Annotated in this window: 13 protein-coding genes; 12 read left to right on the top strand and 1 reads right to left on the bottom strand. The window is 38.7% G+C overall.

All coding sequences use genetic code 11. From position 1 onward, the window contains the following. Positions 1–378 precede the first annotated feature (378 nt). From EHR_RS03585 to EHR_RS03545, 9 genes are all read left to right on the top strand, one after another. Complete coding sequence (locus EHR_RS03585) at positions 379–1755, top strand: hypothetical protein (protein ID WP_010736857.1); 1377 nt, start codon at positions 379–381, stop codon at positions 1753–1755. After that, the gene (locus tag EHR_RS03580; RefSeq protein WP_010720337.1) at positions 1739–2203 is read left to right on the top strand and encodes a YaiI/YqxD family protein; all 465 of its coding nucleotides are present in this window, start codon (positions 1739–1741) and stop codon (positions 2201–2203) included. The genes EHR_RS03585 and EHR_RS03580 overlap by 17 nt, the downstream gene beginning before the upstream one ends. A gap of 126 nt (positions 2204–2329) precedes the next feature. Next, the gene (locus EHR_RS03575; RefSeq protein ID WP_010736858.1) at positions 2330–2695 is read left to right on the top strand and encodes a DUF2512 family protein; all 366 of its coding nucleotides are present in this window, start codon (positions 2330–2332) and stop codon (positions 2693–2695) included. Positions 2696–2864: 169 nt separating this feature from the next. Further along, the gene (locus EHR_RS03570; protein WP_010736859.1) at positions 2865–3941 is read left to right on the top strand and encodes a D-alanine--D-alanine ligase; all 1077 of its coding nucleotides are present in this window, start codon (positions 2865–2867) and stop codon (positions 3939–3941) included. Between the two features lie 76 nt (positions 3942–4017). Beyond that, positions 4018–5370 carry a UDP-N-acetylmuramoyl-tripeptide--D-alanyl-D-alanine ligase gene (locus tag EHR_RS03565; RefSeq protein ID WP_010736860.1) on the top strand — a complete coding sequence of 451 codons (1353 nt, stop codon included), beginning with the start codon at positions 4018–4020 and terminating at the stop codon, positions 5368–5370. A gap of 322 nt (positions 5371–5692) precedes the next feature. Further along, positions 5693–7204 (top strand): degradosome RNA helicase CshA, encoded by a 1512-nt coding sequence (gene cshA / locus EHR_RS03560; protein ID WP_010736861.1) that lies wholly within the window; start codon positions 5693–5695, stop codon positions 7202–7204. A 149-nt stretch (positions 7205–7353) separates the two neighbouring features. Next, complete coding sequence (acpS, locus tag EHR_RS03555) at positions 7354–7704, top strand: holo-ACP synthase (protein ID WP_010720332.1); 351 nt, start codon at positions 7354–7356, stop codon at positions 7702–7704. A gap of 15 nt (positions 7705–7719) precedes the next feature. Further along, positions 7720–8841, top strand: coding sequence for an alanine racemase (gene alr, locus EHR_RS03550; protein WP_010720331.1), 1122 nt, complete (start codon positions 7720–7722; stop codon positions 8839–8841). 10 nt (positions 8842–8851) lie between these two features. Then, positions 8852–9214 (top strand): type II toxin-antitoxin system PemK/MazF family toxin, encoded by a 363-nt coding sequence (locus EHR_RS03545; protein WP_010720330.1) that lies wholly within the window; start codon positions 8852–8854, stop codon positions 9212–9214. Positions 9215–9537: 323 nt separating this feature from the next. Here EHR_RS03545 and rpsN read toward each other — a convergent pair whose 3' ends face one another. After that, entirely contained in the window at positions 9538–9807 is a 270-nt protein-coding gene (gene rpsN / locus EHR_RS03540; RefSeq protein WP_010736862.1) for a 30S ribosomal protein S14, read from the bottom strand. 222 nt (positions 9808–10029) lie between these two features. Here rpsN and EHR_RS03535 point away from each other — a divergent pair, with 222 nt between their 5' ends. The 3 genes from EHR_RS03535 (at position 10030) to EHR_RS03525 (ending at position 16320) form a co-directional block, all read left to right on the top strand. Beyond that, positions 10030–10974: an NADP-dependent oxidoreductase gene (locus tag EHR_RS03535; protein WP_010736863.1), complete on the top strand. Its 945-nt coding sequence runs from the start codon at positions 10030–10032 to the stop codon at positions 10972–10974. 258 nt (positions 10975–11232) lie between these two features. Beyond that, a complete protein-coding gene (locus tag EHR_RS03530; RefSeq protein WP_010736864.1) occupies positions 11233–13938 on the top strand; it encodes a YhgE/Pip domain-containing protein in 2706 nt (901 codons plus the stop codon). Between the two features lie 558 nt (positions 13939–14496). Then, on the top strand, positions 14497–16320 hold the full coding sequence (locus EHR_RS03525) for an amino acid permease (protein ID WP_010736865.1): 1824 nt from the start codon (positions 14497–14499) through the stop codon (positions 16318–16320). Positions 16321–16344 lie beyond the last annotated feature (24 nt).

The following is a 16344-nucleotide window of genomic DNA, read 5'->3' as shown; positions in this document are numbered from 1 at the left end:
TGGTTTACAGATGCGCCTAATTGATTTTGGAGACACAAGATCATGATGTGATCACTTGCCGGAATGCAAGGGTGTCGGGCAAGACTTTTGTGGAGAAGGGCTTGTCTGCTTGAGTTCACAAAAACTCAAGTACCAGTAAGATAGGACATTAGTCAGAAGAGATTCTGGGTAATGTCCTATTTTTTATGGGTAATCTTTCGTGGTTTGTTTGGCTTGAGCGTTACTATTACTGACAAGAAGACGTGTCGCAATAGGTTATCGCTCGTTATAAGTCGAAATTCTTAGTTGATAGTATCGGCTAAAATTGGTTTCTACTTATGATTAATGCTAGAATGAATGAAAAATAAGTTTTGTAATTACTCGCTAAGGAGTTTTTTTATGTTCGAGAAAATCAAACAATTTGGTCGTAATTTTACGCAATCAACACCTTTTATTTTAGCTAATACGGTTATATTTATTCCGTATCTTTTATTTCTGAATTTGAGCGATGGGGCTAACTGGGCTTCGATTTTACCGTTTACCTTATTTTATACTTTCCGTATGACGGGATTGTTTTTGATCCGCAGTATTCGTTTAGGTCTAGATAGTTATACATTACTGATGATTGCTCTTTTGATGGGAGGGGCGGGTTCGTTATTAGGGATCTTTGGCGTGCTCTATTTCCCCTTGTTTTATTTGTCTAGTATTTTATTGGGATTTAGTGCAGCTTGGCTACTTCCAGCAAATGTGACTGTTAATTACCATGAAAAGCGACAGGGTTTTACGAATATGACAGGCAAAAAATATATCTTTGCGCTACTATTATTGGTTTTGCTTTTTCGCTCGATCGAGTTGTCAGGTACGACCCAAATCGTTGTGACGTTAGGGCTGTATACATTGTTTTATATCATGGCTTATCACACCATCAGCCATTATCCTAGGTATGAATTGGATTTTAAAGAGATGAAAACGACGATTTTTGTCACGAAAGAATTTGTGCTGTTTATTGTGTTTTTTGTCTTATTGTTTTTGCTTCGAAATGCACGCTTGCTCGTTGAGCCAGAACTGTTTGATCTTACAATTTATGTTTTTCTCTTTTTATTTGTTTTAGCCGCTTTTTATTTAGGGCGAGGCAAAAAAAATTGGCAGTTTCCAAGTTGGCTCAATCTCATGAATTTTTTGAGTGGAATGGTGGGGAACTTTCTCTTTTTGTTTAGTACATTTTATGTAGGAGTTTTGTATGGATTTGATCATTTAGCCACTTATATGTATCTACCTTATATAGCTGGAATGGTCGTCGCTAAGCTGATTGGTAATCGTATCTTACGTAGTTTCCCCTCTCCTCCAGTGATCGTCCAGTTGATCGGACTATCTCTCTCTTTATTGATTTTATTGATCCCGACTGCGTTTGTGATTGGATTGTTTTTCTTAAGTTTTTGTCATGCTGTGATCAGCGGTTGGTTAAATCGTGTGTGTTATGACACTGATACGGATATTCCCATGGATCAACGAGTCATCATTAAATTTACGACACAAAACAAAGGGAGTGTGGTCCATCAATTTCTCTTGATGGGGCTGTTACTAGTTCTTACCCGTTGGCTAGAACTACCTGTTGCAGTGTTGTTGCAGTTAACTGACAAGTTAAGAATTCCTACGATCAGTGTGCAATTAATGGAATACGCTAAGTGGGGGAACATCAGCTGGTTACTCCTTGGTGTGCTGGGTGTTTATCTATTATGGAAACGAGAGGTGCGGCATCATGCGAATAATGATTGATGGAGATGGTTCGCCGGTTAAGGAGGATGTAATTGAAATTGCTGGTTTGTATCAAGTGGAAGTCATGATCGTGACGAGCGTGGCTCATTACACCCATAAAGAATATCCAGCGTATGTTCATTTTGTGTACGTTGACCAAGGCGCAGATAGCGCAGATTACCGCATTGTGGGCTTGATTCGCAAAGGAGATATTCTAATCACACAAGATTATGGGTTAGCTTCTTTAGTTTTACCAAAGAGGGTACGAGTGTTTCATCAAACGGGTAAAGAATTTAGTGCAACAACGATTGACTCCTTGTTAGAACAACGTTACCAAAGTGGAAGGTTGCGCAAAGCAGGTCTGCGGACTAGAGGACCTAAACCTTTTACCACTCAAGATCATCAAAACTTTAGACAGGCATTAATTCAAGCACTTGAACAAGTCAAGTTATCTTCAAACAATGAGTAGCGACAATAGGTTTGTTCTCCCCTCAATTAGTACGATATCTTTGCTTGTATTGTTTTTAAAATGATAAAATAATTAAAGATATTTTATTATCTAATTTTTTTCTAATCTGAGGGGAGAGAGTAGAAAATGAAACATGTAAAAGCATTAATTGTAAAAGCAATCATGATTTGGGCGATTTTATGGATCGTATTACCAGGATTATACGGAGTTAGCTTCATGGATTCGACAATTGTTGGGGTCATTATCGTCGTGATGATTTATGTATTAGGTGATTTACTCATTTTGCGAAAGGTGGGGAATATTGCGGCGACGATCGCAGATGCCGGTTCTTCCGCAGTCATTTTGTGGGTATATCTTTATTTTATGAATGATATGACGAACATCTGGATGAGAGTTTTGATTCCTGCTTTATTAATTGGCATAGGAGAATGGTTCTTCCATAAATGGTTATTAAATCAAGGGATTGTCCCTGATGAACGAAAGATGGAATAGATGAAAAACAACAATCGAAAAAGAGGCGCAGGCAGCGATGCCGTGCCTTTTTTCTTGATTTAACAAATAAGTTTATCGACTTTTTGAAAAATAAGCTGTTTGATTCTTTTGATTTTGTGCTAAAATATGAAGTAAAAGTGAAAGATATTGGATACGGGAGGACAATCTTTTGAAGATTACTTTACTATATGGTGGACGCAGTGCAGAACATGATGTTTCAGTTCTTTCAGCGTTTTCAGTCTTAAATGCTATTTATTATACGTACTATCAAGTTCAACTGATATTTATCAGCAAAGAAGGTCAATGGGTGAAAGGCCCTTTGTTAACAGAGAAACCAACGAGCAAAGAAGACTTACATTTGACATGGGACCCAAGCGGAAAAGTGACAGATGGCTTTACGGGAAGAGTGATCAATCCTGGAGAAATCAAAGAAGAAGGAACGATTGTTTTCCCTGTCTTACACGGACCTAATGGTGAAGATGGAACGATTCAAGGATTTTTGGAAACATTGAACTTGCCATATGTCGGCGCTGGCGTTTTAACAAGTGCTTGTGCAATGGATAAGATCATGACCAAATACATTTTGCAAGCGGCAGGGGTGCCACAAGTTCCTTATGTCCCTGTTTTGAAAAATCAATGGAAAGAAAATCCTAAAAAAATCTTTGATCAATGTGAAGGGTCTTTGCTTTACCCAATGTTTGTCAAACCAGCAAATATGGGTTCAAGTGTAGGGATCTCTAAAGCGGAGAACCGTGAAGAACTGCAAAATGCGCTTGCATTAGCTTATCAATATGATTCTCGTGCGATCGTTGAGCAAGGGATCGAAGCACGTGAAATTGAAGTAGCTGTTTTAGGGAATGAAGACGTGCGTACCACATTACCTGGTGAAGTAGTCAAAGATGTTGCATTCTATGATTATGATGCGAAATACATCAACAATAAGATTGAAATGCAAATCCCAGCTGAAGTACCGGAAGAGGTCTATCAAAAAGCGCAGGAATATGCAAAAATTGCGTATACAATGCTAGGTGGGAGTGGCTTGAGCCGTTGTGATTTCTTCTTGACGAATAAAAATGAACTATTCCTAAATGAGTTAAATACAATGCCTGGATTCACGCAATTTAGCATGTATCCATTATTGTGGGAAAACATGGGCTTGAAGTATGGCGATTTGATCGAAGAATTGATTCAATTAGGAATCAATCGTTTTAATCAACGACAAGGTTTTTTTGAAGCAAACGAATAGACAATTAAAAATAGAAGCTGGAGCGAATGTCATTCACATTTGTTCCGGCTTCTAAATGCGAAAAGGCGGGTTTTTTATGAAACTAACAGTACAAGAAATCGCTCAAGCTGTAGGAAGCGTAATGAATGATTTAACGGAAATCACAGGTGTGGAGTTCGATAGTCGCAAGATTGAAAAAGGTGGGTTGTTCGTGCCGCTAAAAGGAGCAAGAGATGGACACGAATTTATTCAACAAGCCATGGATAATGGAGCGGTTGCTACTTTTTGGAGTCTGGAAGCGACCAAAGCACCTAGTGGGATTCGAGTGATTCTTGTGGATGATCCACTAAAAGCAATGCAAGATCTGGCGAAGTACTACCTAGCGAAAGTTGGGGCTGAAGTGGTGGCAATTACGGGAAGTAATGGGAAAACAACGACAAAAGATTTGACTGCTTCAGTTTTAGCTCAAAAGTACAAAACCTATAAAACACAAGGAAATTACAACAATAATATTGGCTTGCCTTATACGATTTTGCACATGCCGATGGATACCGAAAAAATCGTTTTAGAAATGGGGATGGATCATGCCAGAGAGATCACTGAGCTTTCTTTGATTGCCCGACCTAAAGTAGCGGCTATTACGATGATTGGTGAAGCACATATTGAAAACCTTGGCTCACGAGCAGGAATCGCGCAAGCAAAAATGGAGATTGTTGATGGTTTGAGAGAAGATGGGCTGTTGATTATCCCAGAAGAAGAACCATTATTGAAACCTTTGACTGAAAGTTTGACTCAAAAAATTGAAACGTTTGGATTAAATACAGGGGAGCTACAGGCGGAGGTAACGAGTGAAGAGAAAACAGCCACACATTTTATCGTCAATGATGAATCGTTCATGATTCCTCTTCCTGGAAGTTATAATGTCACCAATGCGTTGATTGCTTATGCTGTTGGGCAATTTTTTGGTCTGCCAACGGAAGCCATCCGTCTAGGTTTAGCAAGTGTCACAGTGACGCAAAATCGTACGGAGTGGCTAAGTGCTGGAAATGGTGCGGGGATTCTAAGTGATGTCTATAATGCGAATCCTACAGCAATGGGATTGGTCTTAGATACTTTTGCCAACTTACCAACAAAAGGGAGAAGACTTGCTGTACTTGCGGACATGCTGGAATTAGGACCAGATGCTTTGAAGATGCACGCAAGTATGGCTGAACATCTTGATCCAGCTGATTTTGCGGGAGTCTATTTATATGGGCCCCAAATGAAAGCATTATATGAAAAGTTGAACGAAAAGTATCCAGATTTATACGTACAATATTTTGAAACAGATAAAGAACAACTCATTGCAACGGTGAAAGAAGAAATACGTCCGGAAGATAGCATCGTTTTAAAAGGAAGCAATGGAATGGGATTGATTGATGTCGTTAAACAATTGCAAGGAATGAAATAATAAACTGCAAACTTGCAGAAAATAAGAAATTATGCTAGAATAACCTATTGCCGAAAGATGAAGAGAAATTGGACTGGTTCTTTCGTTTATGTAAATTGCTAGAGCCAGATGTCATAACAATGATAAAGCTGAACGCGACCCGTTTGGCTTTTCTAATGCCTAAACTTCGCAAAGTGATTTTTCGGTGGTGCCACAGGGGCTAAGAATGAGTAAAAACGTACGTGGCCACTGTCAAAAAGAACCAAACACTTTGACCGAACAATCGACGGGGTAGCAAAAATTAAGCTACATCCTCAGTTAACAACCATATAGGAGGATTCATTTGAAATTTAAAGAATTAGAATTATCACCAGAATTATTGAAATCAGTAGAGCGTGCTGGTTTTGAAGAAGCAACACCGATCCAGTCAGAAACAATCCCTTTAGCATTGTCTGGAAAAGATGTGATTGGACAAGCACAAACAGGGACTGGTAAGACGGCTGCTTTTGGTTTGCCGATGTTAGAAAAAATCGACACTAATCGCCACGAATTGCAAGGGTTAGTCATTGCACCGACACGTGAATTAGCGATCCAAACACAAGAAGAGCTTTATCGTCTTGGTCGTGATAAAAGAGTACGTGTACAAGCTGTTTACGGAGGCGCTGATATCGGTCGCCAAATCCGTGGATTGAAAGATCGTCCACATATTGTCGTAGGAACACCTGGACGTATGCTGGATCACATCAACCGCCACACATTGAAATTAGGAACAGTGGAAACATTAGTTCTAGATGAAGCAGATGAAATGTTGAACATGGGCTTTTTGGAAGATATTGAAAATATTATTTCAAAAGTACCTGAAGAACGCCAAACATTATTATTCTCAGCAACAATGCCACCTGCAATCAAAAATATCGGCGTGAAATTCATGAAATCACCAACACACGTGAAGATCAAAGCGAAAGAAATGACAGCTGACTTAATCGATCAATATTATGTTCGAGCAAAAGAATACGAAAAATTCGATATCATGACACGTTTGTTCGATGTCCAAACACCAGAACTTACGATTGTTTTTGGTCGTACAAAACGACGTGTTGATGAATTGGCACGTGGATTAGAAGCTCGCGGTTATCGTGCAGAAGGAATCCATGGGGACCTTTCACAACAAAAACGAATGAGTGTTTTACGTTCATTTAAAAATGGTCATTTAGATATTTTAGTTGCTACGGATGTAGCTGCACGTGGTTTGGATATTTCAGGCGTGACTCACGTCTACAACTATGACATTCCACAAGATCCAGAAAGTTATGTTCACCGTATCGGACGTACAGGTCGTGCGGGTAAAGGCGGGATGTCAGTGACATTCGTTACGCCAAACGAAATGAGCTACCTACATGTTATTGAGAACTTAACGAAAAAACGGATGGCTACTCTACGTCCGCCAACTGAAAAAGAAGCATTCAAGGGACAACTAGGTGCTGCAGTGGAACAAATTGAAGCTAAGCTTGAAGAAAACGGCTTAGACAAGTATTTGCAAACAGCAGATAAATTGCTTGAAGAGTATTCTGCACAAGATTTAGTAGCTTTGTTACTAAAAACGACTGCAAAGGATCCTTCTGATGCAATACCAGTTAAAATCACTCCAGAACGTCCATTGCCAATGCAGAAAAAAGGCTATAATAAAAATGGCAAACGTGGCGGCGGAAATAACCGTAATCGACGCGATAATAACAACTACCGTGGCAACAAATCAAAAGGTGGCTACAGTAAAAATAATAACCATCAAAAAGATGGCGGTAAGCGTCAAAACGATAAAAAACGTGGATTTGTGATCCGTACAAATAACGATTGATCCGTACAAATAACGATTAATAATAAATGATAAGCTTCTCTTTTTTAAGAGGAGCTTTCTTTTTAGTTATTTATGGACATATTGGTGGTAAAATACCGAGAATTTGGTAGAATGAGAGTGTTCTAAAATTTTTGAAAAGAGTAGAGTCTATGATTAAAGGAATTGGGATTGATGCAGTTGAGTTACCAAGGATTGCAAAGATCATCAAAGAAAAACAAAATTTTATCGACCGAGTGTTGACGCCAAATGAAATCGAGCAATTTCAAATCCTGCCTTTTCACCGACAAGTAGAATTTCTCGGAGGGCGTTACGCTTGCAAAGAAGCTTTTTCAAAAGCGTGGGGAACTGGTATTGGTAAGGTGACGTTTCAAGAAATTGAAATTTTAAAAAATGATGCAGGACAACCTGTAGTCACAAAATCACCTCATTCAGGTACTTGTTTTGTTAGTATCACGCATACGGATGAATTAGCGTTTGCACAAATTATTTTAGAAGATTAGAAAGAAGGAAAAATCATGGTTGTCGCTTGGCACCGACCTACAAGAGTCATTATACATACAAAAGCTATTACTGAAAATGTCAAAAAAGAATTAGCTAGATTACCAAAAGGAAAAGAGCTATTTGCTGTAGTCAAAGCAAATGGTTACGGGCACGGAGCAGTCCAGACAGCAGAAGCTGCACTGGCTGGAGGTGCTACTGGATTTTGTGTGTCTAATCTAGACGAAGGGATTGAATTGCGGGAAGCGGGATTCACACAACCTATTTTAGTGTTGAATATGATTCCCATTGACGCATTGACTTTAGCGGTTGTCCATGATTTATCGATCACTGTAGGAAACAAAGAATGGTTAGAACAGGCTGTTGAATATCTGCAAGAAAGAAAGCTGAAACATGCGTTAGCACTTCATTTGAAAGTTGATACCGGCATGGGACGGATTGGTTTTTTGACACCTGAAGAAGTCGTAGAGGCAGTTTCATTTATTCAAGAAAGTGCTGTATTGGAATGGGAAGGGATTTTCACCCATTTCTCAACGGCTGATCAAGCGGATGAAACGTATTGGCAACAGCAACATCAACGTTTTATAGAGACAATCGATGCATTGCCTGCTTTACCTAAGTATGTTCATGTAAGTAATAGTGCTACTGCTTTATGGCATGATGAAAAAATTGGTAACATGATTCGTTTTGGTGTAGCAATGTATGGGTTAAATCCTTCAGGGCATGCACTGCCAGAACCGTATCCATTGGAACCCGCACTAGAGTTAGTTTCCGAGTTGATCCAAGTGAAACGTTTGGCTAAAGGTGAAGGCATCGGCTACGGGGAAACCTATATTACCGATCAACCAGAGTGGATCGGGACGATCCCGATTGGCTATGCGGATGGCTGGTTACGAAACATGCAAGGCTTTTCCGTCCTAGTGGATGGAAATTTATGTGAAATTGTCGGACGTGTGTGTATGGATCAAATTATGATCCGTTTACCTCAGGAAGTTCCACTGGGAACAAAGGTTACTTTGATTGGTAAAAATCAGGAAAAAGAGATATCGATGCAAGCAGTAGCGGATCAATTAGGTACGATCCACTATGAGGTAGCCTGTGTACTAGGAACGCGCATTCCTAGAGAATATGAAGAGTAAGGAGAATCCTATGGTAAAAAGAGGAGACATTTATTTTGCTGACCTTTCTCCAGTCGTGGGTTCAGAACAAGGCGGGACACGACCTGTCTTAGTTATTCAAAATAATTTAGGGAATCATTTTAGTCCAACGATTATTGTGGCGGCCATTACTGCCAAAATGGCCAAACCTAAATTGCCTACGCATATTGGAATAAAAGCAACTGGTACTGGAATCGAACGTGACTCTGTCATTTTACTTGAACAGATCAGAACAATTGATAAATCAAGATTAAAAGAAAAAGTTTGTCATTTAGATCGAGGAATTATGTCAGAAGTCGATCATGCACTTAAAATCAGTGTAGGTATCGAAGCATTGACCCCTGTCGCTAAATAAGCACATTATGCCTTTACATATAAAAGGAACAAGCTAATTATCTTGAATGTCAATCAACAAAGGTTATAAGAGAAATCGTTGGATCTGAGCGTTAATGATGTCAATCGCTATACGGTCGTTTCTGACTCTTAATAAAAAATGCTGGATAATGATAAGAAAAAAGTTGAGTCAGCATTGTTCAACTTATAAAAAAGCCGTAAGGACCAAAAATAGTTTTCCTATCTTTAGTCCTTACGGCTTTTTTTATATGTGTTTGATTAGTTTATCTTATTCAGAGAGTGACTGCTATTTTGCCAGAATATCTTTCGTCTGTCTAATACTAATTACCAACTAGCTTTTTTGACACCAGGGATCAGTCCTTGATGAGCTAGTTCGCGAAATTTCACACGAGACATGCCGAATTTTCGCATATATCCGCGAGGACGTCCATCGATCAAGTCACGGTTTTTCAAACGCTCAGGGCGTGCATCTAAAGGTAATTGACGTAAGGCTTCATAATCTTTATTCGCTTTTAACTCTTGTCGTAAATCAGCATAGCGGGCAATCATTTCTTGTTGTTTTCTAGCTTTTGCAATTTTTGATTTTTTTGCCATATTTTCCTCCAATAATCTCTTTAATTTTTCAAATCGTAAAAATTACGTTTTAGTGCAGATACCTTAACATAGTGTGAGAAATAAAACAATTATTTTGTTTCTAAAAATGTTTAGTCCTTCTCTTATTCTCTATGAAAGAGAAAGGCCACCGATGCGATTAAAACAGTTTTTTTGTCAAATAGTGGTGTTACACGTAAACTAGAAGAAAAGGAGGGGGTAGAGATGCGTAGGTTTGCTATTAGTGGTTATGGACCAGCTGAAAAGGTGTTTCAAGAAATAGTAGACACACCAAGGGAGGTCACGCCAAATCATCTTCGTGTGGAATTGAAAGCGTTTAGTATCAATCCTTATGATGTCGCTTTGCGTTCAGGAAAGATGAAGGAAGTTCGAACCTTAACATTCCCTTACGTATTAGGGAATGATGGTGCTGGAATCGTGACGGAAGTAGCAAGTGACGTCGATTCATTTGCTGTGGGGGACCGTGTAGTCGTTCATCCTGTGTCAGGTGCTTACGGTGAAGAAATCGTCTTACCAGCAAGTAAAGTGGCTAAAATACCAGATGAAATGAGTTGGGTAGAAGCGGCTGCAATGGTAACGACGGGGATCACTGCTTACAATGTGATTAATCATCTGCTAACGATCCAACCAACTGACACGGTAATGGTGACCGGAGCTTCAGGAGGCGTAGGAACTAGTTTGATCCAATTACTTCATCAAAAAGGGATTCGGACGTTAGCTAGTGCATCAAAGACAAATGAAGAATTAGTCCGAAGTTTAGGCGTTACTCATTTTTCTTCTTATGATCAAGAAAATCCTGAAGAAGTATTCAGTAATCAAGCAGATATTGTGATCGATGCGACGAAAGGAAGCATCGCGGGAGACATGGCTATCAAAATTATGAAAGAAGAAGGTCATTATGTTGCGTTGAACGAATTGCCTTCCCTTGCATCTCGTCAGAAAAAAAATGGGTTTTATGAGACTTTTGTTCCTAGAAAAGAATACTCAGATCAAGAAGCTTTGACTCATTTAATTGCCGCATATAAAACAGGAAATTACCATATTTTTGTAGCAGAAGAATTAGCTGCAACTCTTGATCATTTAATCTGGGCGCACCATCAACTTGAAGGACACCCCTCTGCAGGTAAAATCGTATTAACTTATGATTAGAGCTGGGCTGGTAAAAGGAGCAAACTTTTTCTGGATGCGTTTTCTTCTTCTGATTTTTAGCATGAAAATTTCTTTCTGCTTTATTTAATGGTAAAGTGGTACATGTAAAATTTAACTATTTCTTCAATTCTATGGTCAGACAATCGGACAGTTTGACTATTATGTCTAAATTATCGAGCTTTTTGAAAAAAGGGAATTGAAAATTACATGATTTACATGGTAAAGTAATGCAGCTGAAAAAAGAAGAAGGGGATATTTATGCGGTCAATCAAAAACACATTAAAATTATATCTACTTGACTGGAAAAGAATTTTTAAAAATCCAATTGCTACACTTTTGATCATTGCAATTATGATTATCCCTTCATTGTATGCGTGGTTCAACATCAAAGCGTTATGGGATCCTTACGGAAATACCGGTGAATTGCCTATTGCGGTTTACAGTGCAGATCAACCGGCAGAATTTCGAGGGAAAGAAGTCGCAATTGGGAAAGAAGTGATCAAATCACTTCATGACAATAAACAACTCGGATGGCAATTCGTTGACTCAAAAGCAGAACTGGAACAAGGGGTTCGTTCTGGGAAATATTATGCAGGAATCTACTTACCGAAGGATTTCTCAGAAGACTTGTTAAGTTTTACGAGTGGAGAGATCAGAAAGCCAAAAATCGAATACACGGTGAATGAGAAAATCAATGCGATCGCTCCTAAGATCACCGATAAAGGAGCTTCTGCGATCCAAACACAGATTACGGATGAATTTATTAAGACAGCTAGTTCAACGTTATTGAAGGTCTTTAACGAGATCGGTTATGACATTGATTCGAATCTAGTAAGTATCAATAAGGTCAAATCAATGATACTTTCAACGGATGAGAACCTTGATACGATCGATGGCTATACGCAACAAGTACTCGATTTACAAAAACAACTACCTTCTATTAAAGAAAAGTTAAACAAAGCCAATGAATTTGTGGACTATCTCCCACAAGTCGATGAAATGGGACAAAAAGTGGTTGCACTGAATGATAAAATGCCACAGCTCCAAGAGCAAGCGAAAATCATTTTAGATTTACAACAAAAAATACCGGAAATCCAAAATGCAGGTCGACAAATTGCTGAGATCGATCAGGATTTTTCATCGATCCAAGAAACGATGGATCAAGGAATCACTGAAGCGAAACAAGGGTTGTCGATCATTCAACAAGTCCAAGAAATCTTACCTGACGTGAAGAAATTAGAAACACAAGCAAAAGATCTAGCTACTCAAACAAAATCAGGTGCAGAGCAATTAAAAGACGCATTACCAGGTATCACAACAAGTGTGAATACAACGATACAATCGATTAGTCAGGTAGCAACGTCTATTGATTCATTCACAGCGAGTGTCGATCAGGCAATTGCAGATAATCAATTGACGGAAGAAGAGAAGGGAAACTTACTCAAATTATTGGATAATCTCTACAATAGTTTACCAGCACAGCAACAAGCGATTGATCAGTTGATTACCTTTTTGACACAGTTACAGAATCAAACGGGTAATACCAAACTTCAAAAAATAATTGATACATTAAATAGTATCAAACCAGTTTTAAGCGGCTTACAAAATCGCCTACCAGCGTTGAAACAAGCCATTCAAGAAGGAAATATCGATAACGTAAGAAATATCTTAGGGCAAATTCAAACTGCTGCTAAAAATGTCAATAACTTGATTTCTGGAATCGATGTGAACCAAGTCAGTTCAACCGTTGATTCACTATTAAATCAAGTCATCAGTACGATTGAAACAGCTCAAGGTGCGTTAAGCAAGGCTGACCAAATCGATTTTGATTCGCTGTTAAATTCAACAAAAGCAACAGTGACCAATGCAGTGGCGATATTAGAGAAGTACCAAAAAGAAATGCCAGCGATCGGACAAGAGATCCATGATGCAAACACCATGTTGAATGGTAATATGGAAACGATCGTCAATGGGATCAATAAAGGAGCCGATCTGTATAATAATGATTTGCCAGTGTTAGCCAACAAATTGAGTACAGCTGCTAACTTTATCCAAAATGACTGGCCAACGATCAAAAATGAAATCACAAGTACGATGACGACAGCAAATGAAAAAATGCCACAAGTCGAAACGGCAGTAAATGCAGCAGCTGATTTGATCAATAACGATTGGCCAAACATCAAGACAGGTATCCAAAAAGCAGCAGATGCTATTCGTAAAGGAGAAAAAGAAGTTGATCTAGGAGAAGTGATCAAATTATTGAAACTAGATGCCACGAAAGAGAGTGACTTCTTTACGCAACCAGTAGAATTAAAAACCAATACGATGTATCCAATTGCAAACAACGGATCGGCAAGTACGCCATTTTATACAGCACTTTGCTTGTGGGTGGGAGCTGTCTTACTCTCAAGTGTAGCGACAACCGATTATTATCTCGGTAAAAAAGAAAGAAACAATTTTACAAAACGAGAACAATTTGTTGCTCGAATGCTCACGTTCTTAACGATGGCTATCGCACAAAGTTTGATCGTTACTTTAGGAAATATCTTTTTATTAGGTGTAGATGTCCATAATTCAGTTTACAGCGTGTCCTTTGCCGTTTTGATCTCGCTAGCCTTTATGATGATCGTGTATGTTTTAGCGGCGCTATTTGATAATGTTGGAAAGGGACTTGCGATCATTATCCTCGTGCTATCGATTTCTGGTGGAGGTGGAAACTATCCTATCCAAGTATCAGGGAAGTTCTTCCAAATGATCAATCCATTCTTGCCATTCACTCATGCGGTTAATCTATTACGAGAATCAGCAGGAGGAATCTATTGGCCAAATGCTGCAAATGCGATTTGGATCATGATTGGTCTATTCGTTAGCTTTGGTGTTATTGGAACGGCTGTTGCGCCTTATGTCCAAGAAAAAATGGTCAAATTCAAAGAAGCAGCACATCAGAGTCATATTTTCCACTAGTAGTTAAAGCAATAACCAGTTTGAAAAAAGAAGACCTTGTTAGACAGAAATAGTCATGTATTTTCGTCTGACAAGGCCTTTATTTTATTAACAGAGCTTAGGTGATCAGAGGAGCTATTTTTTTCTTTTTGTAGAAACAACGAGTTTAATTGAAAAAATTGAAAATAGAAAAGTAAAGTTTGTTATGGCTGATTCCACAATGATTGATTATTGCTAGAAAAAATCACAGTCCGTTTACTTATTTTTTGGAAAGTGCTGGTTGTTCAAGTTCTACGAAAAGTAAAAGTTTTTATTGAATAGGAAAGAAAAATCTCGATGAGTGAGATGTTACATTTTTTGACAGAAAAGGAAAAAAGTCGTTGAAATGTAAGGCATTTGCTAATTTAACGTACGATTGAAAAAAATACTGTTTTTTTCTAATTTTTTTCAATTAATTTTATGAAAGTTTATTGACTTTTATATTATGGGAGCGTACTATAACATCTTGTTTAAGATAAATTTTTTTAATTTTGACAATAATAATTTTGAAGTAAATATGTGTGTAAAGGAGTAAAAAAATTGGACTACTTAAAAAGGTTGTTAGTAGGTAAGCCGTTGAAATCTGCTGAAAACGACGAGCATAAATTAACTCGTTTTGCCGCGTTAGCATTGCTGTCATCGGATGCCCTATCATCCATTGCTTACGGTACAGAGCAGATTGTGGTTGTTTTAGTTGCCTTGTCAACTGCAGCCATTTGGTATTCACTGCCAATTGCAGCATTTGTTATTATTCTATTGATTTCATTAACTCTCTCTTACCGTCAAATCATTCACGCGTATCCTCAAGGCGGAGGGGCTTACGTCGTCAGCAGTGAAAACCTTGGGAAAAATGCCGGGTTGATCGCTGGAGGTTCCTTGTTGATCGACTATATGTTGACGGTAGCTGTTTCCGTGTCAGCTGGTGCCGAAGCGATTACCTCGGCAATTCCCGCATTGTATGGTCACCAAGTAGCAATCTCAGTTGCAATCGTATTGCTCTTGATGATGCTGAATTTACGCGGGTTAAGGGAATCGGCTTCTTTCTTGCTATTCCCTGTTTACACGTTCATCATTGTGATTACGTTGCTAATTGCGGTCGGACTGTTTAATATCATTACTGGTGCCGTACCATTACATGCAACAGCCTTACCTGGAGCTGCAATCCCAGGGGTGTCGATCGCATTGATTTTGCGAGCATTCTCTTCTGGTTCTTCTTCTTTAACAGGGGTTGAAGCAATTAGTAATGCCGTACCATTTTTCAAGAAACCTCGAGCAAAAAATGCAGCAGCAACTTTAACAATGATGGCTTTGATCTTAGGCTTCTTCTTTGTCGGTATCACGTTCATCAACTATTGGTATGGGATCGTGCCTGAAAAAGAAGTTACTGTATTGTCTCAGATTGGGAAAGCTGTCTTTGGCCATGGCGCATTGTATTATGTATTACAATTTGCTACCGCTTTGATCTTGGCGGTTGCTGCCAATACTGGATTCTCTGCATTCCCAGTATTAGCATACAATTTGGCAAAAGATAAGTTCATGCCACATATGTATCAAGATCGTGGCGATCGTTTAGGATACTCAAATGGGATCATGACATTAGCTTTTGGTTCGATCATTCTCTTATTTATTTTCCATGGTTCAACGGAACGTTTGATTCCGTTATACTCGATCGGTGTATTTATTCCTTTTGCGCTATCACAAACAGGAATGGTCGTTAAATGGAAAAAAGAAGGAAAGAACTGGTTAGGAAAATCTATTGCAAATATCACAGGTGCGTTTATCTCTTATGCGATCATTGCGATTTTGTTCGTTTACCGCTTAGGTGATATTTGGCCATTCTTTATCATCATGCCAATTGTGATGTATATTTTCTATCGCATTCATGATCACTACAAAAAGGTAGCAGAACAGTTGCGACTTGAAACGGACGCCAAGTTACATGACTATGATGGAAATACCGTGCTGGTTTTAGTAGGAAATGTCACACGTGTTAACATCGGTGCGATCAATTATGCTCGTTCGATCGGGGATTATGTGGTGGCCATGCACGTGTCATTGGATGAAGATATAGCAAAAGAAAAAGAAATTGAAGCAGACTTCAAGAAACATTTTCCTGATGTCCGTTTTTCAGTTGTTCATTCTTCTTATCGTTCCATTGAAAATCCAATTATCCGCTACGTTGATCTGGTAAGTAAAAATGCCGCAAAACAAAACTATACGACGACAGTATTGATTCCACAGTTTGTACCAAACCGTCGTTGGCAAAATATCTTACACAATCAAACAAGTTTACGATTAAGACTTCGTTTATCTTGGCGAGAAAATATCGTGATAAGTACGTATAGTTATCATTTGAAGAAATAAATGTTAAAGACCAAAAAATGCTTG

Source organism: Enterococcus hirae ATCC 9790 (genome assembly GCF_000271405.2).
GTDB classification, from domain to species: Bacteria; Bacillota; Bacilli; order Lactobacillales; family Enterococcaceae; genus Enterococcus_B; species Enterococcus_B hirae.
The sequence above is the reverse complement of the archived record's forward strand: the minus strand, read 5'-3'. Positions and strand labels throughout refer to the sequence as shown.

Excerpts from the sequence above, each read along its gene's own strand:
- EHR_RS03585 (WP_010736857.1), top strand. The coding sequence starts at position 379 with ATGTTCGAGAAAATCAAACAATTTGGTCGTAATTTTACGCAATCAACA.
- EHR_RS03580 (WP_010720337.1), top strand. The coding sequence starts at position 1,739 with ATGCGAATAATGATTGATGGAGATGGTTCGCCGGTTAAGGAGGATGTA.
- EHR_RS03575 (WP_010736858.1), top strand. The coding sequence starts at position 2,330 with ATGAAACATGTAAAAGCATTAATTGTAAAAGCAATCATGATTTGGGCG.
- EHR_RS03565 (WP_010736860.1), top strand. The coding sequence starts at position 4,018 with ATGAAACTAACAGTACAAGAAATCGCTCAAGCTGTAGGAAGCGTAATG.
- acpS (WP_010720332.1), top strand. The coding sequence starts at position 7,354 with ATGATTAAAGGAATTGGGATTGATGCAGTTGAGTTACCAAGGATTGCA.
- alr (WP_010720331.1), top strand. The coding sequence starts at position 7,720 with ATGGTTGTCGCTTGGCACCGACCTACAAGAGTCATTATACATACAAAA.
- EHR_RS03545 (WP_010720330.1), top strand. The coding sequence starts at position 8,852 with ATGGTAAAAAGAGGAGACATTTATTTTGCTGACCTTTCTCCAGTCGTG.
- rpsN (WP_010736862.1), bottom strand. The coding sequence starts at position 9,807 with ATGGCAAAAAAATCAAAAATTGCAAAAGCTAGAAAACAACAAGAAATG.
- EHR_RS03535 (WP_010736863.1), top strand. The coding sequence starts at position 10,030 with ATGCGTAGGTTTGCTATTAGTGGTTATGGACCAGCTGAAAAGGTGTTT.
- EHR_RS03530 (WP_010736864.1), top strand. The coding sequence starts at position 11,233 with ATGCGGTCAATCAAAAACACATTAAAATTATATCTACTTGACTGGAAA.